Genomic DNA, 26566 nt, shown 5'->3' on the forward strand with positions numbered 1-26566 from the left:
AGAAATCAGGCATATTGACCGACGGTCAGAAAAGCTATTTCATTGGTGATTTACTCTTCGCCAACAGAATCTGACCGATAGCGATTTTCCCGGATTACTCCTTTTTCTTCAGATATCTAACATTTATCATATATCTGAAATGTTTGTATTCCAGGGTCTCATAGTTCTTCGCAAGGTATTCCTCCAGATAGTGATTGTTAAGTGGTACATTCTGATTAATGGTTTTTTCATGCCCTACCAGCCAGAAATATTCGGGGTTATTGATTTTCTCTTTAAAAAACATCTCTACCTGCTCATTGCTTTTTAAGGACCATTTTTTATGATTCCAGGCTTCATTGAGATTTACTTCTACCGGGAAAGGATACAATTGGTTTTGGCCGTTGTAATGGTGTTTTAGAACCAACTCATGGATATTTTCAAAAACAAGAATGGGCTCTCCCGGTTTTGCTTTTTCCTCCAGATATGCCCCTACTGCTTTGTAGTCCTCCGTTTTGATAGGAGGGAAAAACTGTAAGGGTGTGATGATAAAGTACGAAGTCATAAGGATACCTCCCCCCACCGGAATCATCCATTTCCGGTCTTTCAGAGAGAGTGCATAAAAGAATAGGAAAATGGTAGGAATCGAGAGGAAAATGATATACTTGAGTTGTGCAACTGATCTGCCAAAGAGGAAAAATATCGCGGATATAAACAATAACAGGCAGCAGAAGATAATAACAATATATCGTTCCTCGCTGCGGAAGAAGTATTTCAACTCCTTTATATTGAGTGTTAGCGCGAATAGCAGGATTCCGGCTATCAATAAAGGCAGGGAATTTTTGAGAAATTCTGGTATGGGGGAAACCGCATCTGTTTCTAATAAAAAACTCTCCACCACTTTGATTGAAAAAATGATTGTACTGCCCAATGTGCCAGAATCCGCCTCATGATGTTGGTTTTCAAACTGCCCGGGGATAAAAGGAATGAGGGCGGCCAGTGCAATGGCCGGAATGATCATATCCAGCAGGTAGTTTTTGACCATTTTCCAGTTTTGCGTAACAACGAGAACCGCTCCATTGGCAGCCAATAGAAATCCGCTGAAATAGTGAGTGTACAGACTTATTACCGCAACAAGTATATAAAACCAGCGGGCTTTCCGGTTTGGATTTTCGCTCAGATAGCCATCATAAAACAGAATAAGTGAAATGGCTGAAAGGAATATAAGAAAAGCATAACAGCGCATATCTACCTGATGTACAATGACCATCGGGTTTAAGGACAAAGCACAAACCATCCAGACCGGTGCCACTTTCGGCAAATATCTTTTCCCCAGTTCAGGGATCAATAAGGCTGCACCAGTGATGGATAATACAGAAAACATTCGCCCCCAGAAATAACTTTTGCTTATGATACTCCATATCGCCAGTAATCCAAAGTAGAGTGGCGGGTAGTTTTCAAAAACAACAGCTCGCTTAATTGCCAGGAGGAACCCGGAGGATATGGATGCCATCGTATAACCCTCGTCCGTTCTTAAGGGCAAAATATAAGAAAGGAAAGTGGCAAGGATAAGATTTATAAATATAGGGATGGCTATAGTCCTAAAAGAAAGCCACCTGGGAACTTCTAATCGCGAGTGGTATAAGTACATATAAGGGTTGCTGTATTGGATACTAAAAGTAACTAAAGGAACCAGCTTTTTTGTCACATTATGACCATAAGTCTATCTTGCCACGCGAACGAGCATTTTTACTTCATGAATTGTTTTTCCAGCCATTAATATTTTCTGGCACACCGTAGCGTTTGTATAGCAGTGTTCATTTTTTTTCAAAAAACTTCTATACCTAAGATACAGCTCAATACCGGATTTTTACTTTTGATGCCCTGAAATTACATGTTCACCGAATAATCTAAACCACAATGGAATATAGTTGTAATTTTATTCGGGTTTGGTATAACTATTGAACCGAACTACTCAAACTTTCAAGGATTTATGAACATCTCCTGGTATTTAAACCGACTAAAAACCATGTCGGTGCCTGAACTTGCCTTCAGGATGGATCAAATGCTCAACCGCCGGATTAATAAGATGAAGTTTCAGGGCTATTTTCCTGAAAAATCTCTCGTTTTTCTCCCTGAAAAAATTCTGGATACAGAAAACATCCATTTCTCTTCCGAAGACACTCATTTTGAGATACTCGGCCTGGATTGGGACTACTCAGAAATGATTGACTGGCATAAAGATATCCGTACACAGGGTATCTTCCCGCGTGTTTTTTGCCGAAACGTCAATACGCGTTCTGATGAAAATGGTATTGCCAAATATGTTTGGGAGCCCAACCGGCACCAGTTTCTCACCCGCCTGGCCATGCAATTTAAAACCACGGGTAACCGCAAGTACCTCAAGTTGTTTCAAACGATCCTCGAATCATGGATCGTGGAGAACCCCTATCTGATAGGGGTAAACTGGTACAGTAATATTGAGGTGAATGTACGGCTTATCACCTGGTTTCTCTGCTGGGAAATTCTTGATGTGAATACATTAATGGAGGAAGATCCCGCTTTTGATGCTTTTGTCAAGTCCCGTTGGATCCCGACTATTTACCTCCATTGTAAATATAGTCATGACTTTCCCTCCAAATTTACTTCTGCCAATAATCACCGTATCAGTGAAGGCGTCGGACTGTTTATCGCATCAGCTTATTGGAAATTTCCGGAATCTCCCAAGTGGAACCGGGAAGCTAAAAAGGTTGTGGAAACTGAACTCCTCAAACAGCATGCACCTTCAGGGGTGAATCGGGAGGAAACCTCCGAGTATATTCAGTTTATTACTGATTTTTTCCTCATCGCCATGGTTGTAGGGGAAAAAACAGGTAATAAATTATCAACAGAATCGTACGATCGATTTCGTCTCATTCTCGAATATATCTATCATCTGATGGATGTCAGGGGTAAAATCAATCATTATGGTGATGGAGATGACGGGCGTACCTTTATTTTGGAAGAAGATAAGGAATCTTTCAACAATTACAGTTCTCTTCTGACATCTGGTGCGATCCTGTATGGAGACCAGGCTTTTAAAGCCCGGGGCAATGGGTTTGACCTGAAAAATCAGATACTTTTTGGTCGGGAGGGTGAAGATAAATACGACAGTGTGAAAGATGTGTTCCAGGTCAGAAGCTCCAAGTTTTACCGGGAAGATGGCCACTTTATCTTTCGCAAGGAAGAAGGCGGCGGAAGGGAAATTCTTCTCCACTTTGATGTTGCGCCTCTGGGGTATCTTGGGATTGCGGCTCACGGGCATGCTGATGCGCTTTCGTTTTATATGGGTGTGGACGGGAAATTTATTTTCATTGACCCGGGAACCTTCTCCTATCATACGGATATGGACTGGCGAAATTATTTCATCAGTACGCTGGCCCACAATACCATCTGTGTAGATGGAAAAAACCAGGCGTTACGCGGCGGCCCGACGATGTGGACAGATCATTACAATCCCCGCGTACTGGAAGTGAAAGAGAGTGGCGCAGTTGAGACGGTTTCGGGATCTCATGATGGGTATGAATCCAGTGGCGTGAAACATAAGCGGCGGATCGATTTTGACCGCAAACGCAATCTTTTCCTGATTACAGATTCTGTCGAAATCACAGATGATAAAGAACACCTGATTCAAATACCCTTTCACCTTCACCCGGAAGTACAGGTGAATGATCTGGGCGAAAACCGGTTTACACTTCTCGCAGAAGGTGCCCGGGCGGTGCATTTGGTGCTCGACAAAAAACTGAACCCCGGCATGGTTTCCGGACAAACTCACCCGATACTGGGATGGTACTCTTCGTCTTTTTACAAAAAGACGGCCTGCCCGGTTATTTTATCAGAACTTACCACTTCCCAATCATTTGAAATTACAACTGAAATTCATGTAGATGAGAGTATTGATTGATATTAATCATCCCGCTCACGTTCATTTGTTTAAAAACTTTGCATGGGTCATGCAAAGCCGTGGCCACAAAGTACTTTTTACCACAAGGGAAAAGGAAATCTCCCATGTATTGCTTCAAAACCTCGGATTTGAATACATATGCCTGGGCAAACACTACAAAAAAGCGCTGGGCAAACTTTGGGGCATCGTCAAATACGACGTACAACTCTGGGGAGTTGCCTTGAAATTTAAGCCGGATATATTTATTAGTATGGGTTCTATTTATGGTTCTCATGCTTCTTTTCTGGTCGGAAAACCGAATATCCTTCTTCAGGATACGGAGCACGCTACCCTTCAGCACAAGCTGACGGTTCCTTTCTGCGATGTCATGCTCAACCCGGTGTGTTTTCACCGTGAGCTCAACAGCAAAAAGCAGATGTTTTATCAGGGGTACCACGAACTGGCATACCTTCACAAAAACTACTTTGAGCCCGATCCTGCCATATTGGATGAGTTGGGCGTAAAAGAAGGCGAAAAGTTTGTGATCGTAAGGCTGGTCTCCTGGACGGCCAATCACGATGTCGGCCATAACGGTATCTCTCTGGAAAATAAAATCAAGGCGGTCAAAGCATTTGCAAAACATGCCCGGGTATTTATTACTTCTGAGGATACACTTCCTGAAGAGCTTCGGCCTTACCAGATCAAAATCAAGCCTGAGAGAGTACATCATGCGCTGTATTACGCCAGCCTTTTGTTTGGCGAAAGTGCCACGATGGCCTCCGAATGCGCTATGCTTGGTACGCCTTCTATTTTCCTAGACAATGATGGCCGCGGATACACTGATGAGCAGGAGGAAAAATACCAGTTGGTGTACAACTTCACCGAATCTCCCGAAGACCAGGAAAAAGCGATAGCCAGGGCGCTGGAAATCCTTCAAATGGAAAATATCAAGGAAGAGTGGGCGCAAAGGACACAGAAAATGCTCGATGAGAAGATCGATGTGACGGGTTTTCTGGTCTGGTTTGTGGAAAAATACCCGCAGAGCCTGCAGCAATGGCGCGAAAATCCTGATTACCAGTATGAGTTTCAGTAGCCTGAAAAGTATTGGTTCCAAATAAAAAAATGAGTCATATCCAAAACAGGAGATGACTCATTTTTTATTGAGTTGCTCTGATATCTAGTGTGAAACCTCAACCTGTCGCCAGCTTCCCTGACGGTGAAGTTTGAGAAAATACTGCATACCTTTGGCAAGACCTCTTTCTCCCATGTGAAACCGGGCAGAAGAAAATCCATCATATATTCGGAGGAAGAACATCTCATTTTTTGTGAGTGGCCGGTAGTTAACTGGGTTTACCATTTCATAGGATAGCTTTTCAGCTTCGGTACATACCAGTTCTTCTATTCGCTTAAGTTTCTTTTGGGGAATGCGTTCGAGAAATTTATTCTTATTACCCGACATTATAGTTTTCTGGCCTTTGGCTTCGCCAAGGTTTTCGGTCACCCGTTGCAACTGGTCCATTCCTTCCTCATATGAAACTCCGGCAAAAGTGCAGATCTGGCTCAGAATCTTCGATGGGTTCTCCAGCAAGTCCTCATAGCGAATTTCCAGATATTCTCCGCCCTGGGCAGCCTTTTGGCGTATAGAATGCATAGTCTCATTCCATCGGTGGGCTGCACGATACATACTTCGTCCCCAGGCATTTTTGACTGACAAGGCGTAATCTCTTGGGTCCCGAATAATATGGACAAATTTTGCATCCGGAAAAATTCTTCTTAACAGATCATAGTGAAGGATGTACCCGGGTGTCTTATCTCCCCAGATAAAGTCTCCGGATTTTTCCGGAGCAGTAAGCCGGAAAAGGTATTCAAAGAAAACACGCCATGTGATATTGGGCGAAAAATTCCGAATGTGCTCAGCATTTATTTTTTCCGCTTTTTCGGGATAATTCCCGAAGAATTTTGTAGTGCGAAAAGCCGCAACTGCTCGCTCAAGATTTTGTGTTTGGTTGAGATCAAAATCTATCCCAAAATTTCTGATCATCCAGGGTATCAGATGACTCTCATGGGTAGGAATAGAAATTTTTGAGTGGTTATTGACCAGATCCCGCAGAAGCTTTGTGCCGCTTCTGGGCATACCGGAAATAAACAAAGGGCCAGTAAAAGGCGTTAAATCAGCCATAATCATCGTGAGGTTATGCTATATGTTCAAGGATATGTTCAGCGCGTTTATCCCAGGTATAAACGTTAAAAAAGTCGTGTTGTGCATTCTCTGCAATCTTTCTTCTTAATCGGGAGTCCTGGCGGAGGATGTTGATTTTTTCAGCCCAGGAATCAGGATTCGTCGCATCTACCAACAGCGCATTTCTTCCGTCCGTAAGTACCTCTCTCAATACAGGCAAATCTGAAGCAATAATGGGCTTGCCACCACCCATATATTCAAACAATTTCAACGGTGACATCCAGCTTCCTATATCAATTTTTTTAGTGCCAACGATTACATTTGGCTGATAAGGCATAAGCATGACATCAAATTCGGCCATATAATCATAGACTTTTTCAGGTGCTACAAAACCATGAAAAATCAAATTGGCAGCATTGATTGTGTTTTTCCACTTGGAAATATCTTCCGGGTTCCCGCCTACAACATGAAATTCTACTTCGGGGAGTAATGCGGGTAGACGGGCGATCATTTCCATTCCTTTACCAGGATAGAGATGGCCAATATAGCCGACTTTAAAAGTACTTCGTTCAGGGAAAGAGTTTTCATTCAAAATCAGCTTATCTGGAATCTGGGCTCCATCAGCACCATCATGCGCCACAATGATTTTTCCTTCAAGAAGATTTCCGTATTGTCTCAAATATTCATTTTTCAAAGCCTCCGAAATGACCACCAGGCGAACAAACTTTCTGTGACTGAAAATTTTCCTCTGAAGATAGGTTTGGAATCCATCGGATGGGGGCGTATGAGCTTCAAATGCAAATGGTCTTCGCAAAAGTCCTAACATACTTATGGCCCCCAGCAGATAGCGGTCGCGGCCATAAATCGTTCCATCCGATTTTTCTTTTCGCAGTCGCCAAAGTACCAATAAGGAGAAAATAATCCTGCTAAGAAAGGGAACACGGGGAAGATGGATGCTTTCGATACGGAATTGAGTTTCGATTCCGTAATAACGGAAGATTTCCTCAGGCTTTTCTTCTTTTGGGGGTTTGCGGCAGTAGAGAACTACTTCATGCCCCTGATTGGAAAATGCCTGACACATCTTCATTACCTGGATACTGTTGGCTTTAGTCGAAGGGATGAGGGAATTGCTAAGATAAAATATTTGCATGTATGGTTTTGTACGTCGGTTTAGCTATAAATATAAAACATAAAAAGTATAAATATGTCTGATTTTGGGCTGTTGGCAAACGAGGGCGTATGGGTGGTTAAAAATTGCTCATAAATAGATAAATCATGGCTAAAATATTACATCGGCGATCTTTCGCAAGTGGTACACTTCGCTTTTAAAAGGGCTTTTCCTGACCTTCTGATTGCTTAAAAGTTCCATTTAGACAAAAAATCTAACAGACCTGGTGCCTGTGATGGTACTTTATGTGTTGACAAGCATGGCGATAATTTATTCGAAACCCGTATATTAGCCTCAAGGTTTAATTCAGAAGGACAGAACATGTGCCTCTGGATAATTAGGTATAGGTTAATAACGTATTAAATGCAAATGCAAAAGGCTTCATTGCCCAACTTGCTGTATCCTTTTTTTAGATTGAATTTTTCATTCGAATATCTCATTGCCGGATGTCCTCCCTGCTATAGGAGCTGACATCTGGCTCTTTTTGTTTCCCCCCATTTATAAAAAAAATCAGACTGATGCCGCAAACCATCAGCCGGATCGCTCATTGTCTTACTTAACCTGTAGAAGTTTATTCATGTTAATCATTGAATGCTTAAAATTAATCTGCTATGTATTCTAAAATGCAAAAACAAATCCTTGCTCTGGTTTTGTGCTTGCTTTATTGTTTTCTTTTTACCGGCCTTCAGGCCCGCAATTATTACATTGCTTCCAATGGAGATGATGGCAACAACGGCTATTATCCCTCCAATGGAAGTGGTGGAAACGGTCCCTGGAAATCTCTCAACAAGGTGAATTCAACTTCATTTAAAGCTGGAGACTCTATCCTGTTCCGTCGTGGTGATTCCTGGTCAAATGTCGGGTTCAAGGCAAATAATTCTGGTAACCCGGGAGCCTATGTCGTGTATGGAGCCTATGGGTCGGGTAATAAGCCTGCTTTTATCAATGAGGGACTTAATATTGATGGCAGTTGGATTGCTGTTGAAAATATGGTTTTCCGCAACGCATCATCCAATGGAATTGCCCGTTCCAACGGTCAGCATATTATTATCCGCAATTGTGAAGTTTTTGGTGCAGGACAAAATGGAATCCGTATCAAAGGATTGGGTTTTTCCGGTTTTGAGGACATTCTGGTGGAAGATTGTTATGTAGAAGGTTCCTCAATCGACAATTTTACCTGCCACAAGGGCGCCAGTAAAGCTGAGGCTGGGTACGGCATAATCTTTCGCAATAATATAGCGGTTGGTGCAGGAGAAGAAGGTTTTGATTGCACTACGGGAAGCCAAATACTCTTCGAAGGAAACTCTTCTCATGACAATTCAGCCGGAAGTATTGTTACTGGTCATGGCGTACACGATGTGATTATCCGGAAACACTTTTCTTATAACGATCTGGATGCACTAAAGGTGAAAAAAACCAATAATATTCGCTTCGAATATTCAGTGTTTCTGGGAAATAAAAACCTGATGAAGCTTTCTCAGAATCCGGGCGAAGGTTCTGCCAACAACCTCGAAATTTATAACTGCATTTTCTGGCAAACAGGTTCCTCTACATTTCTATCTGCCGAACAAACAGAGAGTAATGTAACTTTTAAGAACAATGTCTTTGGGGCAAGCAATTCCTCACCTTTATTCAACTTGAAAAATAGTGAAAAGCTTGGTTCTGGCGGACATTTTAACTTTGATTACAATTTTTACTTTAAACCTAACGCTAATATCGGGACACCGTTTTTCTCAACTGGCGGGAAAACCTATTCTTTGCAGGATCTGAAAAGTCAGTTTTCAAATGAGCAAAATGGCCTTTTCGGTGATCCTGAATTCATTAATGGTATTTCTGGAATCAGTGATGTTAATGACTTCCTGATCAGTGCTGGTTCCCCTCTTATCAATCGCGGTGTGAATGTAGGTGCAACTTCTGACTATTTCGATACGCCATTGGCCTATAATGAGGTTCCTGACATTGGTATAGCTGAGTTTGGTTCAGCTATAGGGGATCAATTTCCGGTCGAGTGGCTTTCCTTTACCGGATCCCCAGACTATCTGCTTAAAAAAATAGACCTGAAATGGGCTACAGCAAGAGAATCCAACAATAGTGGTTTTGAGGTTCAGCGGTCCGTGGATCAGTTAGTATTTGAAGACTTGTTTTCAGTGACCGCAGTAGGTAATTCAACCAAAACCACCGAGTATACTGCTGAAGATATTGATCCTATTGAAGGTGATATGTACTATCGAATAAAGCAAATAGATTTTGATGGCGCGGTCGCATATTCATCGGTAATAAAGATCAATTATGATCCTGGGAAAAATCAGGGAATAGCCGTTTTTCCAACCCAATTGCCTGTTGGATCAACTATTACGATTACGGTGCCCGTTGAGGGGACCACAACCGTGATCGCCAGGATATTTGATACCAATGGCAGGAAACTCGCTTCCAAGCAAATAAGAACGGAGAGCGGAATGGTGAAATACCGTATTCCCGATTTTATACCTGAGGGGTATTATATCCTCAGCGTTAAGGTCGGGATGGAACAACGGTCTTTCCAGATATGGATTCAACGGGATTAGCGAGCACCTCACTGCAAATGTTTTCTAATCTGCCTGCGACTACAGAGGCGTAGAATCTGGTCGAAGCGTATTGGAAATTATGGGTACTGATTTTGGTTCTAAGTGTTTGGTCTTCCAGAAGTTGTTCAATTTTTTGAGTTAGCTTTGCGGAAGTGACTTCCTCCAAAATCAGTCCCATTTTTCCTTCTTCAAAAAAATCTTTAATGCCCGCATTTGGGGTAGTGATAACCGGAAGTCCACAGCCCATTGCTTCCAACAGGGAATTTGGCATACCCTCACCGTGGGTGGAAGGGAAAAGATATATATCGGCGTGGTGAAAAGCGGCATTTTTGGCGTCGTCCTGAACGAATCCCAGCATTTCCACATCATTCAGATTGTGAGACTGGATAAAAGATTCAACCTCCTGGTAGGCCCCTCCGATACCTGCAATAGAAAGGGTCAGGTTTGGGAAACGGGGTTTTAATGCTTCATAGCTTTCCAATATTTCAAATATTCCCTTGTTCCTTTCAAGACGGGCCAGAAAAAGTAAATTTACTTCAGAATCGTCCTGTATTTTTTCAATAACCTGAATTTCGGTAAGCCCATCCACCAGACGTTGATCGACAACAGTGGTTTCTTTATAAACAGGTTTTGTAAAGCCCCATTTTTTTACTTTTTCGACAAATTCCTGGGCCAAAACAATGGTCGCATCCGCCTTCATAAAGGTTCTTTTCATAAACCACCAGTATTTGGAGGTAGCGGTTTTTTCAAATGTTGGAGACCATCCCCGCCAGAAAACCACAATTTTTACGGGAAATAGAGAGGCAATAAAAAAGAATATGCCATCTCTGAAAAACCCTTTAAATTCCAGCGAAGGGTTGAGTAGTACAAGATCTGGCTGATTCCTCCTAATGGTTTTAAAAAAATTGAAATAATCTGTAACCATACGAATCATAGTACTGATTTTCCCTGCTTTTTTTCCGCGGGAACCGTACGTAAAATAAGACACATCCTTTGTAAACTGGGGTTTAAGAGCAGTGTAATAATTGGCTTTGCCGCCAATTACATTCAGGTCTGGTACATTAATTAGTATGCGCAAAACAATAAGTGTTACAGTTGGTGAAAATTATTATAAAATAGTCTTGAGTTCTGTTTCGGGCGTTTCTGTTTCATTTTCGCCTGAATCTTTAACTTTTCGTACAGGAATCGGATAGGTCATTACTACGACAAGCAGACCCATGACCGGAAGAAAATACAGGTTGTCAAAAGTGATATACATACAGGAAAATAAGGCGTAAGTCTTCCTGATGATTCGAAAATGAGATTCTTCTTCTGTAGCATTTGGCGCCTTCCAGAAACCGATGGAGATGATAAAAAGGATTTGAAAGATCATGCCCAGTATACCGGTTTCAGCAATATACCAGGATAAGGCTGTGCGACCAATCTCCCATCCGGGAAACAGCTTCTCCAGTTCTCCCTCTGCGCCCCGAACGGAATTTTGTGAAGTAGATCCAGGGCCTCTGCCAAATAAAACATGGAAAGGGCTTTTTTGTATTTGTTCAAAGGCAACCACCACAGCTGCACCTCTTTTTAGCTGCCCGCCTTTCGCGAATTTTCCTTCGTCTGATTCGTCTCCAAATATATAGGCTTTATAAAACTCAATGTCCATCATTTTCTCGGCAGTTGTCGCACCTCCGTCAGAACTATATGCTTCATCCTGATAGTCAGAAAACACTATTCCCACTATAGTAAGAAAAATAAATCCAGCAAATAGTTTGGGCAGGTGTTTTCTGATCACCTCAATACCTGTTTGCGTGATGATGGCCCCAATAATAATTAGGAGGAAAATGAAAACTACCTTATCATTGGCAAATGCAAAAGAACCCACAATCAGTAACAAAGCGGTGGGAACTGATACGGGCAGATTCTTCATTGGCTTTTCCTGAAACCAATATACTACCAGAATGATAATACAAATCAGTTGAAAATAGTTGAATCCTCCATCTGCAGGGAAAAAACCCGTTACCATGTCCGGCGATCCTATTTTTAGAATAGTTACAAAAACCATTCGTTGGAAAATTGCATAAAAGCCGGATAAGATTCCTGTAATCACAATAAAGCTAAAGATATCTTCTTTGTCGTAGTATTCATAAATGGTGCGGAACAGGGCAAAATATGCAAACATCATCAGGTATCCCCTCTGCGGAAAAATCACAGAAAAGGGTGTGATATAGTTCAACAGCATGGACATAACGGATATAAGCGCAATACCCAAATATATCAGTACCGGACCCCTGGGATAGTAGGTTTTGTTGATTCGGAATAACGCTGTACCGAATGCCAACGCCACGAGCGCAAAAAAGGCAAACCAGTTGAGGTTAAAAGGACCTTTTACATTGAAAAATCGAGAGAGATATCCCAGTGGGGTAAAACACAGGATATAAGAAATCCAGAATATGGTTTTTTTACTCCTTAGGATTATCAAACCCAGGAAAATCACCACGAGTGCTCCGCTTATTGCAAAAAATATTTCAATCATTTTCCCTGAGTTGTTCCGGTACTAATCGCGTAAAACTGCTTATTATATACATACTGGGGTGAAAGAAGCATAGAAACCAATGGCTGGTATCCATTTTTCATCCATGCGTGGTCATATACAATTTTCCCTTGTTTAGAGGGATCATTTTTCATCCGATTCCCATAAATGTCGTGAGATCTTGAAGGAAACGCTTCTTCCGGCGCGGGGGATAGCTCCAGAAACCGGAATAAATCTGCCTTTACACTTTCATGCCGGAATACAAGATCTTCATAAACCACGACCTTATACTCAAAATTATTTTTTTTCAGAAATCTTAAGTTCCGGAGGTTTGCGTTTAGCCATCGATACCCTTCATATACTGCACCGTAATGTTTCCGGCCTTTGCGAAGATTGGTCTTTTTTACCGAAGTGAGCCAGCTTCGGATATCTCTGATAACAAGGATTACTTTTATTTTGTGACCGGGATGATTGTCCGGTCGATAATAATCTTTTAAAAATCCCAGCGATTTGGATGCGTCAACCATGGTTGTTGCTGGGAATTTTGCCTCAAAATGAACCATGATTTTCTTTAGTGCTTCCTGCTTGTCCAAACCTTTGATCTGGTGCCTCAATTCTCCCCAAACCTCGCAGTCAGCCATACTTTCTCCGCAGGAACACAGGGGGATGTCTTTTTCTGCTACTCCTGCCTCCAGCTCTTTCAATAATTTGTCGATTTCACCCATCCCAACTACATCGGGATGCGTGGAGAGAACCAGTTGCAGGAAAGTTGATCCGCTGTGCCCCAGGCCAAGTATGTAGGCTATATTCATATTAATGTGTTGATTTCAGCGCCATCTCCAAATTATCAACGGCTGCACCTATTTCAAAATTTGCTTTGGCGAATGACTTACAATGCTGAGATATGGCTTCCCACTGTTTGTCATCAGCAAGCATTCTGGCTATCCATCTTTTTATTTCATCAAAATCTTTGCTAACAATCCCCAGGTCCTGGTCCGTTATCATATTGTCGGGGTCGACATGGAATGAAATAACGGGAACACCTCGCTGCCAGGCTTCGATGAAAGTATTGGAAAACCCTTCATAGTCACTGGTATTCACCAAAAACTTTGCCTCATTTAATTTTTCATGGACTTCTTCAGGAGAAACTTTACCATATAGCCTGATTTCAGGATTTGCATTTGCTGCTTCCTGTATCTGTTTGCTTAATGGATCTTTTCCAAGGCCGCCAATCATACCGAATTCGAGTCCCTGACCCTTCATGGATTCTGTCAGCGCAACAAATCGCTCCGGATGTTTAAAATCTTGTATTCGCCCAATCCAGAGAATTTTATCTTTGCGGGACACCTCCGTTTTTTCTTTTGGTACCGGGTGGGCGTTATAAATTTGTTTTCCTGAAAGGCCAAGATTTTTTTTCAATAGGCTTTCCTGGTATTTGGTTTGTGCCAGGATCAGGTCGATGCGAGGCAGGGTGCGAAAAAACAGCCATTCATTTATCTTATGAAAAGCCTGAATAAAAGGCGAGGCATGTCTTTCCATTTCACCTCCGGCAGTTAGCTGGGAGTCACGTGAAAAAGCCCAGATGACTTTGCCCCCGGCACTTCTGGTAAAAAGATTCAGCCAGAACAGGTAAGAAATATTGGCACGGGTATACCAGTAGTCAGCTTTGATGAAATTCATCTGGCGACGTATGGCAAGAAAATTCATCCATTTCAAATAGCTTTTTCTCTTTGGGATAGGATGAACGACGATTCCTTCCATGACTTCCGGATGATTATTGCCAGACTCACGGATATAGTGGACTTCCCAATTACGGGAGACCAGTTCCTGAGCGAGGTAATAACATTGGGTCTCAGCGCCCCCGGTATATTCCAGATGGAAGTGAGGGAGGACAAAACAAATTTTTCTATTCAATCTACCTGAATTTCTGGTTAGTGAATCTGGTATTTTGTGTTCATTTCAAAGTCTCCATACTGGTAGTGGTCTACGCCAAAAGCTTCCAGAATCTCGAATGTTCTTTTTTCATTCTCCGGACTAATTTTGGATTTCCATTTTTCGACCAACCAGCGGCGGCTATTTTTTATTTGTTCTGGATCAAGTAGCACATCTTGTGACTCTTTTGCCGATTTATGTGATGATGCAGAAGCCTTGTTTATTCGAGACAACATTTGATCAGGATCTTTAAAGCCCAGCTTTGACACCATATGAGACACCATTTTTTCCGGCTCCAGAACCAGCTGTTCGTATGAAATAAACAGCCAGTCATTCCTCATCTGACGTAGTGGCATAAGATTTTGAAGCGTCCAGTCAAGTACCGCTTTTTCATAATCGTTGCCATTATTTAAAATATTCATGCCATAGCCGTACTCCTCATCGCTAAGGTTATTGCGAAAATCAGATTGAAGGAAAGAAGCTAGTCTGGGGCTTTTACTTCTGGAAAAAGATACTGGTATTGGGTGTCGCAACAGATAAACAATTTGCCCGTCAAACTTTTCCTGAAACCATCCGATAAAATCTTCGCCTGAAAACAGAATCTTAAAAATAATCCTATCAGTGCGAAGGTGCCAGAGATCAGAAAATGGTGCAGGTCTTTTCCAGCGAAGATCATTGTCTTTGCCTTTCAGAAAAGATTGTACGTATTGATAAATTTTATCCCGGCTTGTGATGCTAAACATATCTTCCCATGAATTCAGGCCGAGATGTTCAGCTACTACAGGGTTTCTGAGATTAAATGGCTCCTTAACCATTTTGAAGCCGGGTTGAGCCGCAATGATTTCCGTCAGCCAGGTACTGCCACTCCTTGGGGTAGAGAACAGGAAAACATTTTTTTCCTGTCCGGGAGTATGAAAAGTTGAGCGATGTTTGATGAATTGTTTGACCAGTTCCATATGTTTTTTTCAGACTTTGTTCCATGAAGACAAATCCTTTCCAAGAAGATTTCCGAGGCTTTCGTTTTTGTCCCGATAGTAGTTGTCTATCAGCCACATACGCGTTTTTGAGGTCATAGGAGGTAAAGTCGCACGGTTGATATCCTCTAGTTTCGTCGCCAGGTTAGTCAATGATAGTTTGCGGGAAGCTTTAGATAAATAATAAATCGGTTTACTTTTGACAAGGAGCTTTTTCGAGTCAGAGGTATTCACCCGCTTATCAGAAATAGAGGAGTCAAAATCAGGATCAACCCCAATAAATTCAAATATTTGCTTAAGAAATCCATCACTGTCTTTTTTGATATCGTCAAAAAACATCACCAGAATATTCTCCCTGGGAAAGATTTCATAATATCGACTGAGATGTGCAGCATAAAAACCTTCTTCAATAAACTCAGGCTTGGCCATGACCTTTTCTTCAAACGAAAGCCCCTTGTTTTCGATAAATTTACCCCTTGAATTCCAGTATCTTGAATAGAGTCGATCTACAGGATTGCGTAGGGTAACGATCATCCGGATCGGACCCAAATGATCGTAAATACGCTGGGGGACATTTTCGCGATGGAGATAGGCAGGTGTCGCTTCACCGATCGCTGTCTGACCGGAAACCCCTTCAAAATAGTTTTCATAGTACCCGATTCCCTCTTCATAAAACCGGTCAAAGAAATGAATTTCTTTCTTTGATGGCATATAGATATCAGGATGTTGAATCAGGTTTTTCTGAATCCAAGTGGTTCCGGCTCTGGGAGCACCGATGATTAGGAAATTTGGAAGCATAACAGCGATATAATGACTAAAAATTGGTTATCAAAAAATAATGTGCATGACCCGTTTCATTTTTTTAGGAACGAGATCAAAGAAAATTGTGCGCTGATTGTTCGTAAAAATTGGATTGAATTTCATTGTAACAAAATACACGATCGTAGCCAGAATGGCCAGAATGTACAGGTTTAAAGGTAAAAATAGCTTGACTGCATAGATGATTCCTGCAGTAACCAGTGTATTAATCGTGGATTTCGCAGCAGAATGCCAGGGGATTTTTACTTCGATATGGCGCCGTGTCATATAATAAACCATGAGGTTCTTTAAAAAAACGCTCGCCGCAGTTGAGAGAGCCATACCTGTCGCTCCATATTTATATGCCAGTGGGATCCCGGTGGCAATGTTGAAAATAATCGTCAATTTTGAGTAAACCAGAATCATAGGTTTTTTAATGGCCTGCGCAACCAACCCCAGAGGCATAGAATAAAATACCAGGAAGATCAGAAAGACGATCAGGGGGAAATAGGCATCTGCTGTATAGTCTTTCTTAAATACCAGAATCAAAAAGTCCTTGCCTAAAGGAAGCAGAATCGCTAGGAAAAGAAAACCTATGATATTGTTGGCATTAAACATAAAACGAAACATGCGATTTACTTCCTTTTCTTTCTTTTCGCTGTTGTCGTAGTTACTAAAAAATGCTGGCTCTGAAACTGGTTTAAACATTTTCTCCGGATAAAAGTCCATTAGTTTGGTAAGCACCTTTGTCGCCAGTACATAGATAGCTACCTGGGTGGGATTGGAAAAATATCCCAGAATGTACCTGTCGATATCCGTTCCTAAAAAAGAAGTACCGATTTTATTGATATAACTGACTCTGCGATAACTTTTCTCATCAGGCAATTCTACAGGTGTGCGGAATATTTCCCGAAACCGCGGCCAATCGGAGTTGAATACCACAAAGGAGATCCCAATGAGGAAGTATACCGTATCCACAATAGAGAATGCATACATAAAATAGAGGAAGCTTTGCTTGGTCTGGATACCCCATATAATCGATCCCAATCGTAACGCCTGATAGGCAATCCGAGAATACAACATATGCTTCTGCATGAAGCGTGCATTTAGCATTTTCTGGACGTATACAAATCCAAAAGTCGATAAAAGTGACCCCTGAAAGGCAATAAAATGCAGTTTGTACTGACCAATCTGAAAGCTGGGTGCCCACCAGTCGTATCCTATTACCAAGAGCAGGCAAATGCCCGCTGCCAGAGACATATTGGGGACGAGGATTTGCCAGAATTTTGTGCCTATCTCTTTTTTATCTACAAGGCCAGGAATAAACCGGGTAATATAGGAATCCCAGCCCATTGAGATTGCAATATTCAACATAAATGGCAAGCCCGTAAACAATCCCATTGCACCATATTCAACCTCGTCCAGATAACGGACAAGATAAACCATCCCAAAAAGGGAAATAAATAAATTGAATACTGAAATAGCGATTGAGTAGGGGAGAGATTCTTTAACTTTTCTTTTTACACTCACAATGAAGGATTTTAGCCAATAAATCTGTTAGAGAAAATATAAAAAATGGTTGTGATGAAAATGTTGTCTACTGATGGCATTTTTTCCATTCACTAAATTTTTTGACGCCTTCTTTGAAACTCGTTTCTGGTTTATATCCAAGGAGTTTTTCTGCCAGATGGATATCTGCTACGGTTTGTGGTACATCTCCGGGTTGTTCGGGCTGCCTGTCAATGATTGCCTTGACATTGAGCTCTTCTTCCAGAAAATGAATCATATCGGTAAGATATACGGGGTTTCCATTGGCTAAATTGAAAATCTGATAGTTGTTATCCTCAAAATGCATAGCCTTCTCAATTCCCTGTACAATATCACCGACAAATGTATAGTCTCTTCGTGTGGAGCCGTCTCCAAATACCGGAATAGGCTGTTTATGGATCATTTTCTCCGCAAATTTATGAATCGCCAGATCCGGGCGTTGGCGGGGACCAAAGACCGTGAAAAACCGGAGGCCCACAAAGCGGATACCGTAAAGATGACTATATACATGGCCCAATAGTTCTCCGCTTACTTTTGTGGAGGCATAAGGACTGATCGGTTGCAAAACCGCATCGGCTTCCCGCCACGGGACATTTGGGCTTATACCATAGACACTGCTGGAAGAAGCAAATACAAACTGTTTGATTTGCCTTTTCCTGGCAAATTCCAGCATGTTTTGGGTTCCTTTCACATTGACATCCTGATATTCAGTAGGATTGAGAATGGATGGTCTTACGCCTGCTTTGGCAGCAAGGTGTACAATGACGTCAAATTCACCTAATTGGTCAATTAATTCCTGATCCCGTATATCGCCCTCAATCAAGGTGTAGGAGGGGGATGACAGGTGCTGGGAAATATTTTCCCTTTTCAGAATAGGGTCATAGAAGGGATCAAAATTGTCAAGAACCGTTACTTCCCAGTCTTTACCAAGGAGAAGGTCAACCAAATGACTTCCGATGAACCCTGCACCGCCCGTAACAAGTGCGTGTGGTTGATTTTTTATTTCAGACACAATTTAAGATTTAGCTGTGATCAATGTTTTTAATTTGTCAATCATGGTATTACCATTGTCGGATCCGGGCTTGGTGTTTTTATTTTTTGATTTACCGTCCATTGGACGATAATATGAGGAGTAATATCCGTATTTCTTATTACCGGGGCCTTTCTGTACTCCATTGACCACTACATAAAGGTTTTTCAAAGCTTTATTGGTGCTGGCATTTTCAACCTCCTTCAGGAATTCCCATTTGGAGAAGCCCATACGTACAACATAAAGATTGACGTCTGAGTGCGGAGCGATGGCCAGAAAATCTGCAACAAGGCCTGTTGGCGGTGTATCCAGAATAATATAATCATACATGCCCCGAAGCTTATCGAGTAATTCCCGGAAATGATCGAGTCCAAGCAGTTCGCCAGGGTTGGGGGGAACTGGCCCGCTGGTTATCGCATCGAGGTTGGGAATTCCGGTTGATTGAATCACTGCTTCTAGTCCCGCTTGTTCTGTCAGATAGTCACTCATACCTCGGTTATCTGGAATCCCCAGGTTGATGGCAAGCATGGGTTTGCGCATATCGATTCCCAGGATAATTGTCTTTGATCCGGCCATTGCCAGTACATAGGCCAGGTTGATAGCGCAAAAGGTTTTGCCCTCATTCGGTACAGTCGAGGTGAAAGAAATGACTTTGCGGGATCGGTCGGGCGCGAGATACTGCAGATTGACTTTCAGATACCTGAATGATTCTACTACTGCAGCATTTGCAGGATTATCAAGGTCTAGTTTTTTGCTATTTGCGATCCCCTGGCGGATATTGCCAACAATGGGCGTGAATAGTTTATTCTCCAGTTGAGATTGCTCTGAAATAGTGGTATTCAAAATGCTCTGTGTGCTTAACAACAACGTAGGTATCAGAATACCCAAAATAATACAGCCCACAAGAATAAAAGGAATATTAGGGGAAACAGGACCCGTGCCCGCCATTCGTGCCTCGTCGAGTATTTTGCTGTCGGAAGTATTGGCTGCCTGGGCAATTCCCGCTTCTGTCCTGCGCTGAAGCAGATAGTTATAGAGCGTCTCATTGAAGGTAAATTTTCTTCTTACTTTGATAAGGTTGCGCTCATCTCTGGGTAGCCGACTCACAACAGCCTGCGCTTCGGCGATGCGGCGATTGACTTCAGTAAGGGTATATTCTGTGGATTTAATAATACTTTTAACATTCTCCCGAAGGGTATTCATATTATTGGCAATCTGCTCATTAAGGATTTTTAGCTCAATATTAGCAGAGTTCGCACCTCCTAAAGAGCGCGCAATTTTTTCATTATTCAATCGCTTCAACTCCATCACCAAATCGTTGAGAACCGGATCCGTGATCCCCAGTTGGGAAGGAGCGACAATCGTCTGGATACCCTCCTCAACTTCCAGACCTTTCAGAAGATCTTTATAATAATTACTGCGGACACTCAGATTGGACTTATCTGCCTCAAGTGTCTGCATTTTAGATACAGCATTAGATGCAGTAAGGTTAAGATCCAGGGTTTGTTGACTTTGGCGAATATTGGTCATCTGATCCTCTGCGCCTTTAAGGGAGTCGGTTACGATGTCGAGTTGAGAGTCGATAAAGTCAATGGTCCCCATAGCAAACTGATTTTTTTCGTCCAGCTTAGCCTGAATATAGGTTTTGCAAAGGGTATTGAGAAAATCCTCTTCCTTTTGAATAACTGTACCTTCAGTGGAAAGTTCGATGACCGTACTCTCCTCGTCAATAGCTGCAATAGTAAGTCCGTTGATATATTTGGTTGTCAGTTTTTCAAGGTCGTGAAGCATAAAATAGATTTCCCGATCCTTAAGCGACTCTACCGAGTTAAAATTGTCGCCCTTTACAATTAAGAATGAAAAATATTCAGTAGCACATTCTTTACCGTATTGGCATGCCTGTTTAATTTTTAGCTCTTTTCCTTCAAATTTTTGCACACTTCCGTCTGGCAACAGCATTTTGTAGTCCTCTGTCTCTATTTCAATTTCATAAAGTTGGTCAGAAATGGCTTTGAATGTGATGGGTATATCGATGATTTGCTGCTGTGTTTCATTGGCGATTACTGAAAACGGGGACTTTTTGTAAAGCTCTTTGTCGCTGAAACCACCTTTCTCAAAATAGGAAACTTGAAAGCCCAGATATCTCAGGGGTTCTCTAACGAGATTAAAGGATTTGATTACGGCAATCTCATTGATGAGATTCTGGTTGTTGCCAAAAAGCTGGATTCCGCTTTCCATGAACTGGTTGCTTCCCAATACTTCGTCCTCTTTACCAAAATCAATTAACATACTTGCTTTGACTTTGTAAGTAGGGGCTGTAGTCTGGATGGCAATAATACCAAGCAGAAGGAATAATGGAATGCATATGGCAAAATAATACCAACGCTTTAATAAAGCGTTAAGCAGGGCCTGGATATCCAGGTTATTATTAGAAGGGTAAGGAGATGGCGTCGTTTTCAATTTTTTACTTCTTGATTGAGTTTAGCACAATATTTACGATAACCAATAATACAGATGCGGCAGAAAGGCCGACACTGATAGGCCGTGAGTTTAGATTAAAAGCTTTTGCTTTGACGGGTTCTATGTAAATGATATCGTTAGGTCTGACAAAATAGTATTCTGACGAGATTAAATTTGCGTCAGCCAGGTCGATATAGACCGTATGTGCCGCATTTCCTTCTTCTCTTATAATTTTAACTCTCCTGATATTAGCATATTCTGTAATATCACCTGCCATTCCTAATGCCTCAAGAAGCGGGGTGCGGGTATTGAAAATATATATTTGCCCGGGCCGTCTGATTTCCCCCAACATTGTAATTCTGAAGTTTGCCAGCTTTACGCTGGTCGAAGCATAGTCCAGATAAGTTCGTAAATGCACATTGAGCGTATCTTGTATTTCTTCTGTGGTCTTTCCGATTACACTTACATCTCCAATAAGCGGGAGATTAATATTGCCGTAATTATCTACAATATAGCTGCTTAGGTATAAGAATGTTGCATTTGTATTTCCACCGCCGCCACCACCACCGCCGCCACCGGAGTTGCTACCTCCATCACCCGCAGAGTTAAAGAAGTTGATGGTCGAATTTTCATAGTTACTTGCCTTTATATAGAGTTGGTCAAAAGGCCTGACACGGTAGTTTTCGCTCAGGTACTTACTAAAATAAGGTCTTAGTGAGTCAAGTGCAACCCCTTCTTCAGATTCCTGTTCCTGTAGAAAAACGAGATTTTTAAAGTTGATACAGGAGGAAAGGGTTGTTACTGTTAAGACTACAAAGAAAATTAACAGACTGTTCCGGTTCATAATAAAATATGTATTTGTCGAATTCGGGTTTGAAGGTATGTCAATTTCTGGAAATTTTGCGTGTGTTGCACTGCAACCGGTTACAAATTGCGAACGGACGGCTTACCTGATGCCTTTATCGGTAGACCTATTCTGCGTGAATCTATCAAAAGCAACGCCAAACTGTTTTTTATCTGTCTTTATAAATAAATTTTTTTCAAACCAAATTCTTTCATTTCCCGGGTAATACTTTTTTGGAAATTGTCTTATAAGAATATTATAAGCCCAAAAATAATTTTTGTACCCAGTTAGCGAAATTGATCATTTCGGCCTGATTCTTGTACCTTTTGCTTTTAGGAAATCACTTCATCTGGCAAAACTTACCTTTCAGAATCTAAATTGTTCTACTCATTCTGATTGTAAGGTTTGAGGCCATAAAGGAGCTATATTTACCTTAAATACGCTAAACCAAACATCCTTCTGAAACCAAAACATTTTTATTCTAAAATTCGAGCCAATATCACATCACTATGGTACCACTTAATACGAAATATTCCCCCACATATAATCAGCCATGAAAGTAAAAAAGCAAAGAATAATCTTCGGATATATCTTCCTTGAACTGTTGATTCTCTGTATCGCTAACCTGTTGATTCTATTCTGGTCTATCAAAAATGGTGTAACCTACGGTCTTGATCCGGTTGTGTTTAAAAAGACGGCTTTGCTGTTAAATTTTGTGTATCTCTCTTCCTGGATACTGACTGTTTTTATAAACAGTGCGCAAGATGTATACTTTAAAACGCGACTTTCTACACGGGCACGGATTCTTGGGGTAGGCTGCTTTATTCTGATCGGGCTTTCTGTAACGGCCATTTTCCTTTCAGGAATTAATATTTCTTTTATTGAAATGGCGATCCAGACGATTGCATTATTTTATGTACTGAATCTGGTAACCATCGAACTGGTGCAAAAGTCCTTCAGCCAAAGTAAAAAGTACTATAATTTTGGTGCAAAGATGCTGGTTTTGGGCGCGGGTGAAAAAGGAAAAGAGGTGCTGGATTTTGTTACTCAAAACAAACATCTGGGATATGATGTTGTCGGCTTTCTTGATGATGATTATCCTGGCTCCAACGGGATCAATCTGCTCGGTAGAATGAATGACTTATCCCGGGTTCTGGATACCAAACCGGTCGACGAAATTGTGATTGCGCTTCCATTTGAGAAGAAAGAAGAAATTCAGACGGCCATTCATATCGCTGACAATCGCGGCATACGGGTAAACCTGGTTCCTGAATTTCCGCCGGAGTTTGAACACAACTATAAGGCTTATAGTATCGGAAGTATGCCGGTATATCAGCTCAAGCAAATCCCGCTGGATCACTTCCACAATTTTATGCTCAAAAAGGGGTTTGATATTCTGTTTGCCCTGGCTGTACTGACTTTCCTCTCTCCGGTATTTCTGGTAATTGCAATTTTGATCAAAATGGGATCAAAAGGCCCTGTATTTTATAAGCCACTAAGAAAAGGACAGGCAGGAGGAACATTTGTTTGCTACAAGTTTCGGACTATGACTGACAGTGATGATGCCGTTGCAGGTACCCGTTCGACAGTGATCAACGATCCGCGTATCACAAAGATTGGTAAATACCTTCGGAAATTTGATCTGGATGAGCTGCCTCAGTTTTTTAATGTTTTGAAGGGGGATATGAGTGTAGTTGGTCCCCGGCCACACCGCCTCAATCTGAATGATGATTTCCGTGAAGTAGTAAATGAGTATATGGTTCGCCATTATGTAAAACCTGGTCTGACAGGTTGGGCACAGGTTAATGGCTGGAGAGGCCCAACTGAAACGGAGCTACAAAAACGCGAGCGTGTAAATCATGACCTCTGGTACATCCATCACTGGAGTTTGCTCACAGATATAAAAATCATTTTCCTGACAGTATTCAGCAAAAAGACTCGTCAGAATGCATTCTGATTAATAAATTTCTTTACTATTAAATGGGAAGCGCCTTCGTGAGAGGGCGCTTCCTGTGTTTATTACTTTTTATATATCTCGTGATCGGGGTCTCCGCCTGCCTGAATGTAAGCAATCAGGTCAATGATCTCGCCACTGTTCAACCGGTTGATCAGACCTGCTGGCATGATAGAGACGCGTGAAAGTTCTCTTGCGGCGATATCCGACGTGGCAATGGACTGTTTTTGCTGAGGAGCATAAGGGTTGGAGTTGATTTCTACAGTATTTTTGTTTTCATCCAATATTCTTCCCGTAACGGTAGTGCCATTTTTTAAAGTAAAAACGGTCATGGCATACTGATCGGAAATCACATCGCTGGGCATCATAATGGCTTCCAGAATATTTCCTCTGGAAAACCGGGTTCCGGCCTGTGTGAGATCCGGGCCAATATTGTTTCCTTTTCCCCGGATCATGTGACACGAGGCGCAAAGAGCTGCCTCATACATTTTTGCCCCTCTTGCAAAGTCTTTGGGCGAATCTTCTGCCTGACCTGTAAAGTGTCCTACTTCTCCGATATTCCAGTTTTTGCCTGGTCCTTCCGGCTGTGGCAAATTGGCCAAAACCTGCGACTGATCTGCGGCAATACTTCCGGTTACCTTGGCAATCAACTCGGCTTCTGATGCAGGCACTCTGTCTAATGCATTTTGTCTGATGGCATCGAGAAATCCCCGGTAATTTACGCCACCAGATTTTTTTAAAGCATCCTGAAACCAAAGGAAGTACTTTTCCCGAAGTTGACTTGTCCAGCCTGTCTCCGCATAACTCAGGCTCTGAACGACAGATATTGACTGAGAGGAAGGCATATTTTTAAGCATATCGGCAATCTGCGGGCCGTATTGTTCGCTGCGGGTGGTAATCTCCTGGCTGATAAGTGAGGTTTTTTCCGGAGTAGAGACGGCGGTTTCGTATAGATATTCCACCGCTTTTTTCACCACAGACTCATCTCCTAATCTGATCAGTAAAGGCAGAATTTCGCGGGAAATCAGTGGGTCTTCTGCCGGAAAAGCGGATGAAAGGGATGCGAGCAAAGACTGTTTGTTCGTCTCTTCCGGATTTCCCCATCTGCTGATAGCCAGTCCCACAGCCCGTATATAGGACTGCTGCATGGGTTCCGGCAAATCGCTGTATTTGGTTTTGCCCAATAATCCCAAAACAGATTCCTTCCAGTCGGAAGGGGCAAGTCTCGCTGCGGATAACGAAGCCTCAATGATGACCTGAGGTTGTGTTTCTTTCTGGAGTTTATCTTTCCACTGGGCAGGCGGAAACTGTTCCAGCAAAATTCTGGCGGCATATCGTACAAACCGATCTTCATGGCCGAGGTTTTTCCATGCCAGCTCAAGGTCCGCTGGTTTTGGATCCTGGTGATGGCTTTCTAATTCCCGGCGAAGGGAAAATGCGTCAGACATTGAAACATCGTGCGCAATAGGTTCTGTCGATTCCTCCCCAATATAGGAAACACGGAATATGTGCGAATCAGTTCTTCGCCCGCCCGTGGCAAAATACATGGCACCATCAGGACCAATGACCCCGTCAGTAAGCGGCATAGGAACTCCGGATACAAATTCTTCTTTTCGGCCGCTATAACTCCCACCTGCCATATCCCATGAAATAAAATACATAGTGCCAAAACTCCAGTCAAAAGCAAAAAGCCCCTGTTGATATTTGGCGGGGAAAGCGGCGTCTCTTCCCATGATTACCCCTGTGGGCGAACCTTGTCCGATATTTACGACAGGCGGAAGATTGTCTGGATAGTATTCAGGCCATTTTCCCGTGCCATTGCGCCACCCAAATTCACTGCCGCTTGTTGCATGACATACTCTGATCGGGCGGTACCAGGGCATTCCCAGATCCCACTCCATATCAGAATCGAAAATGAACAATTCTCCTCTCGCATCAAATCCCATATCGAATGGGTTCCGGTAGCCAGAGCTGAATATTTCCCAATAAGAACCTGCGGAGTCAGTCATCGCTACCCATCCACCGGGTGCTTCTCTGGAAGCTGCATGCCCACGGGGGTCCTTGATTGCCGGAAAAACACGGTCTTCCTTCCATACAGCAGGCTGAATGGAGGTGAAACCCTCGGGCACGTCGGTATGATTACCTGCCAGTGCAAAAATGGTTTTTCCGTCAGGAGCCAGCCTGAGTGCGTGGGGACCGTGCTCACCTGCGCCATTTAATTCTTTTAAAAGCTGTATTTTGTCTAACTCGCCATCCTGATCTGAGTCCGTAACCCGGTATAAACCACTCCCCCTGCCTTCTATACCTTTGTCGCTGTTGACCATCACATAGAGGCTGTTAAATGCCCAAAGCATACCTTGCGCATGTCCGACTTCGAGAGGAAGTTTTGTTACGGTAATACCTGTCTCTCCAGTTTTTGGAAGGGCAACTTTGTAAAGATAGCCATACTGATCAGAAGTAATCAGATTGCCTTGGCCGTCGTTGGCCATACATACCCAGGAGCCCTGATCGTGTTCAGAGGGACTGTACAGGTGCTCGATTTTAAAGCCTTTAGGTAGATGAACCTGACTGGCAATGCCGTCCATAGAAGCATCCAGAATACCCTGATCGGGATTAGTCGTGGTTGTGGGGGTGTTGCACCCGGCTATAAGCAGCATACATGCAGCAATAGCGGGAATTATTAATTGGTAGAACAAGCGCAT

The 26566-nt window shown here is 42.4% G+C and carries 18 protein-coding genes; 4 read left to right on the top strand and 14 right to left on the bottom strand.

Features of this window, described 5'->3' with window-relative positions; all coding sequences use genetic code 11:
• Positions 1-94: 94 nt before the first annotated feature.
• Positions 95-1519 (bottom strand): glycosyltransferase family 39 protein, encoded by a 1425-nt coding sequence (locus tag R3D00_16060; GenBank protein ID MEZ4774700.1) that lies wholly within the window; start codon positions 1517-1519, stop codon positions 95-97.
• A 450-nt stretch (positions 1520-1969) separates the two neighbouring features.
• On the opposite strand from R3D00_16060, the gene R3D00_16065 reads away from it, so the two are divergent.
• Positions 1970-3919, top strand: a complete 1950-nt coding sequence (locus tag R3D00_16065) for an alginate lyase family protein (GenBank protein MEZ4774701.1) — start codon at positions 1970-1972, stop codon at positions 3917-3919.
• Complete coding sequence (locus R3D00_16070; protein ID MEZ4774702.1) at positions 3903-4991, top strand: DUF354 domain-containing protein; 1089 nt, start codon at positions 3903-3905, stop codon at positions 4989-4991. Before R3D00_16065 ends, R3D00_16070 begins: the two co-directional genes overlap by 17 nt.
• Before the next feature lie 84 nt (positions 4992-5075).
• On the opposite strand, the gene R3D00_16075 is transcribed toward R3D00_16070, so the two are convergent.
• Together R3D00_16075 and R3D00_16080 are read right to left on the bottom strand one after the other, a co-directional pair.
• The gene (locus R3D00_16075) at positions 5076-6077 is read right to left on the bottom strand and encodes a sulfotransferase (protein MEZ4774703.1); all 1002 of its coding nucleotides are present in this window, start codon (positions 6075-6077) and stop codon (positions 5076-5078) included.
• 13 nt (positions 6078-6090) lie between these two features.
• On the bottom strand, positions 6091-7227 hold the full coding sequence (locus R3D00_16080) for a glycosyltransferase family 4 protein (protein MEZ4774704.1): 1137 nt from the start codon (positions 7225-7227) through the stop codon (positions 6091-6093).
• A 629-nt stretch (positions 7228-7856) separates the two neighbouring features.
• On the opposite strand from R3D00_16080, the gene R3D00_16085 reads away from it, so the two are divergent.
• Positions 7857-9809 carry a right-handed parallel beta-helix repeat-containing protein gene (locus R3D00_16085; protein ID MEZ4774705.1) on the top strand — a complete coding sequence of 651 codons (1953 nt, stop codon included), beginning with the start codon at positions 7857-7859 and terminating at the stop codon, positions 9807-9809.
• On the opposite strand, the gene R3D00_16090 is transcribed toward R3D00_16085, so the two are convergent.
• The 10 genes from R3D00_16090 to R3D00_16135 form a co-directional block, all read right to left on the bottom strand.
• Complete coding sequence (locus R3D00_16090) at positions 9757-10887, bottom strand: glycosyltransferase family 4 protein (protein MEZ4774706.1); 1131 nt, start codon at positions 10885-10887, stop codon at positions 9757-9759. The two genes, R3D00_16085 and R3D00_16090, sit on opposite strands and share 53 nt — an antisense overlap.
• Before the next feature lie 30 nt (positions 10888-10917).
• Positions 10918-12327, bottom strand: coding sequence for a hypothetical protein (locus R3D00_16095; GenBank protein MEZ4774707.1), 1410 nt, complete (start codon positions 12325-12327; stop codon positions 10918-10920).
• Complete coding sequence (locus R3D00_16100) at positions 12324-13136, bottom strand: sulfotransferase (protein MEZ4774708.1); 813 nt, start codon at positions 13134-13136, stop codon at positions 12324-12326. Before R3D00_16100 ends, R3D00_16095 begins: the two co-directional genes overlap by 4 nt.
• Position 13137: 1 nt before the next feature.
• Positions 13138-14238, bottom strand: coding sequence for a glycosyltransferase family 4 protein (locus R3D00_16105; GenBank protein MEZ4774709.1), 1101 nt, complete (start codon positions 14236-14238; stop codon positions 13138-13140).
• Positions 14239-14255: 17 nt separating this feature from the next.
• On the bottom strand, positions 14256-15212 hold the full coding sequence (locus tag R3D00_16110) for a sulfotransferase domain-containing protein (protein ID MEZ4774710.1): 957 nt from the start codon (positions 15210-15212) through the stop codon (positions 14256-14258).
• A gap of 9 nt (positions 15213-15221) precedes the next feature.
• Positions 15222-16028 (bottom strand): sulfotransferase domain-containing protein, encoded by an 807-nt coding sequence (locus tag R3D00_16115; protein ID MEZ4774711.1) that lies wholly within the window; start codon positions 16026-16028, stop codon positions 15222-15224.
• A 30-nt stretch (positions 16029-16058) separates the two neighbouring features.
• Positions 16059-17558: a polysaccharide biosynthesis C-terminal domain-containing protein gene (locus tag R3D00_16120; GenBank protein ID MEZ4774712.1), complete on the bottom strand. Its 1500-nt coding sequence runs from the start codon at positions 17556-17558 to the stop codon at positions 16059-16061.
• A gap of 67 nt (positions 17559-17625) precedes the next feature.
• A complete protein-coding gene (locus R3D00_16125) occupies positions 17626-18588 on the bottom strand; it encodes a GDP-mannose 4,6-dehydratase (GenBank protein MEZ4774713.1) in 963 nt (320 codons plus the stop codon).
• A 3-nt stretch (positions 18589-18591) separates the two neighbouring features.
• A complete protein-coding gene (locus R3D00_16130; GenBank protein MEZ4774714.1) occupies positions 18592-20895 on the bottom strand; it encodes a polysaccharide biosynthesis tyrosine autokinase in 2304 nt (767 codons plus the stop codon).
• A gap of 175 nt (positions 20896-21070) precedes the next feature.
• Positions 21071-21910: a polysaccharide biosynthesis/export family protein gene (locus R3D00_16135; protein MEZ4774715.1), complete on the bottom strand. Its 840-nt coding sequence runs from the start codon at positions 21908-21910 to the stop codon at positions 21071-21073.
• A gap of 553 nt (positions 21911-22463) precedes the next feature.
• On the opposite strand from R3D00_16135, the gene R3D00_16140 reads away from it, so the two are divergent.
• Positions 22464-23867, top strand: a complete 1404-nt coding sequence (locus tag R3D00_16140) for an exopolysaccharide biosynthesis polyprenyl glycosylphosphotransferase (protein ID MEZ4774716.1) — start codon at positions 22464-22466, stop codon at positions 23865-23867.
• Positions 23868-23929: 62 nt separating this feature from the next.
• Here the strand turns inward: R3D00_16140 and R3D00_16145 are convergent, their stop codons facing one another.
• On the bottom strand, positions 23930-26566 hold the full coding sequence (locus R3D00_16145; protein MEZ4774717.1) for a c-type cytochrome: 2637 nt from the start codon (positions 26564-26566) through the stop codon (positions 23930-23932).

The sequence above is a fragment of the Bacteroidia bacterium genome, assembly GCA_041391665.1.
GTDB lineage: Bacteria > Bacteroidota > Bacteroidia > J057 > J057 > JAGQVA01.

Coding starts and splice junctions, on each gene's coding strand:
- R3D00_16140 (MEZ4774716.1), top strand. CDS start 22,464: ATGAAAGTAAAAAAGCAAAGAATAATCTTCGGATATATCTTCCTTGAA.
- R3D00_16100 (MEZ4774708.1), bottom strand. CDS start 13,136: ATGAATATAGCCTACATACTTGGCCTGGGGCACAGCGGATCAACTTTC.
- R3D00_16130 (MEZ4774714.1), bottom strand. CDS start 20,895: ATGTTAATTGATTTTGGTAAAGAGGACGAAGTATTGGGAAGCAACCAG.
- R3D00_16085 (MEZ4774705.1), top strand. CDS start 7,857: ATGTATTCTAAAATGCAAAAACAAATCCTTGCTCTGGTTTTGTGCTTG.
- R3D00_16135 (MEZ4774715.1), bottom strand. CDS start 21,910: ATGAACCGGAACAGTCTGTTAATTTTCTTTGTAGTCTTAACAGTAACA.
- R3D00_16115 (MEZ4774711.1), bottom strand. CDS start 16,028: ATGCTTCCAAATTTCCTAATCATCGGTGCTCCCAGAGCCGGAACCACT.
- R3D00_16110 (MEZ4774710.1), bottom strand. CDS start 15,212: ATGGAACTGGTCAAACAATTCATCAAACATCGCTCAACTTTTCATACT.
- R3D00_16075 (MEZ4774703.1), bottom strand. CDS start 6,077: ATGGCTGATTTAACGCCTTTTACTGGCCCTTTGTTTATTTCCGGTATG.
- R3D00_16145 (MEZ4774717.1), bottom strand. CDS start 26,566: ATGCGCTTGTTCTACCAATTAATAATTCCCGCTATTGCTGCATGTATG.
- R3D00_16070 (MEZ4774702.1), top strand. CDS start 3,903: ATGAGAGTATTGATTGATATTAATCATCCCGCTCACGTTCATTTGTTT.
- R3D00_16095 (MEZ4774707.1), bottom strand. CDS start 12,327: ATGATTGAAATATTTTTTGCAATAAGCGGAGCACTCGTGGTGATTTTC.
- R3D00_16065 (MEZ4774701.1), top strand. CDS start 1,970: ATGAACATCTCCTGGTATTTAAACCGACTAAAAACCATGTCGGTGCCT.
- R3D00_16080 (MEZ4774704.1), bottom strand. CDS start 7,227: ATGCAAATATTTTATCTTAGCAATTCCCTCATCCCTTCGACTAAAGCC.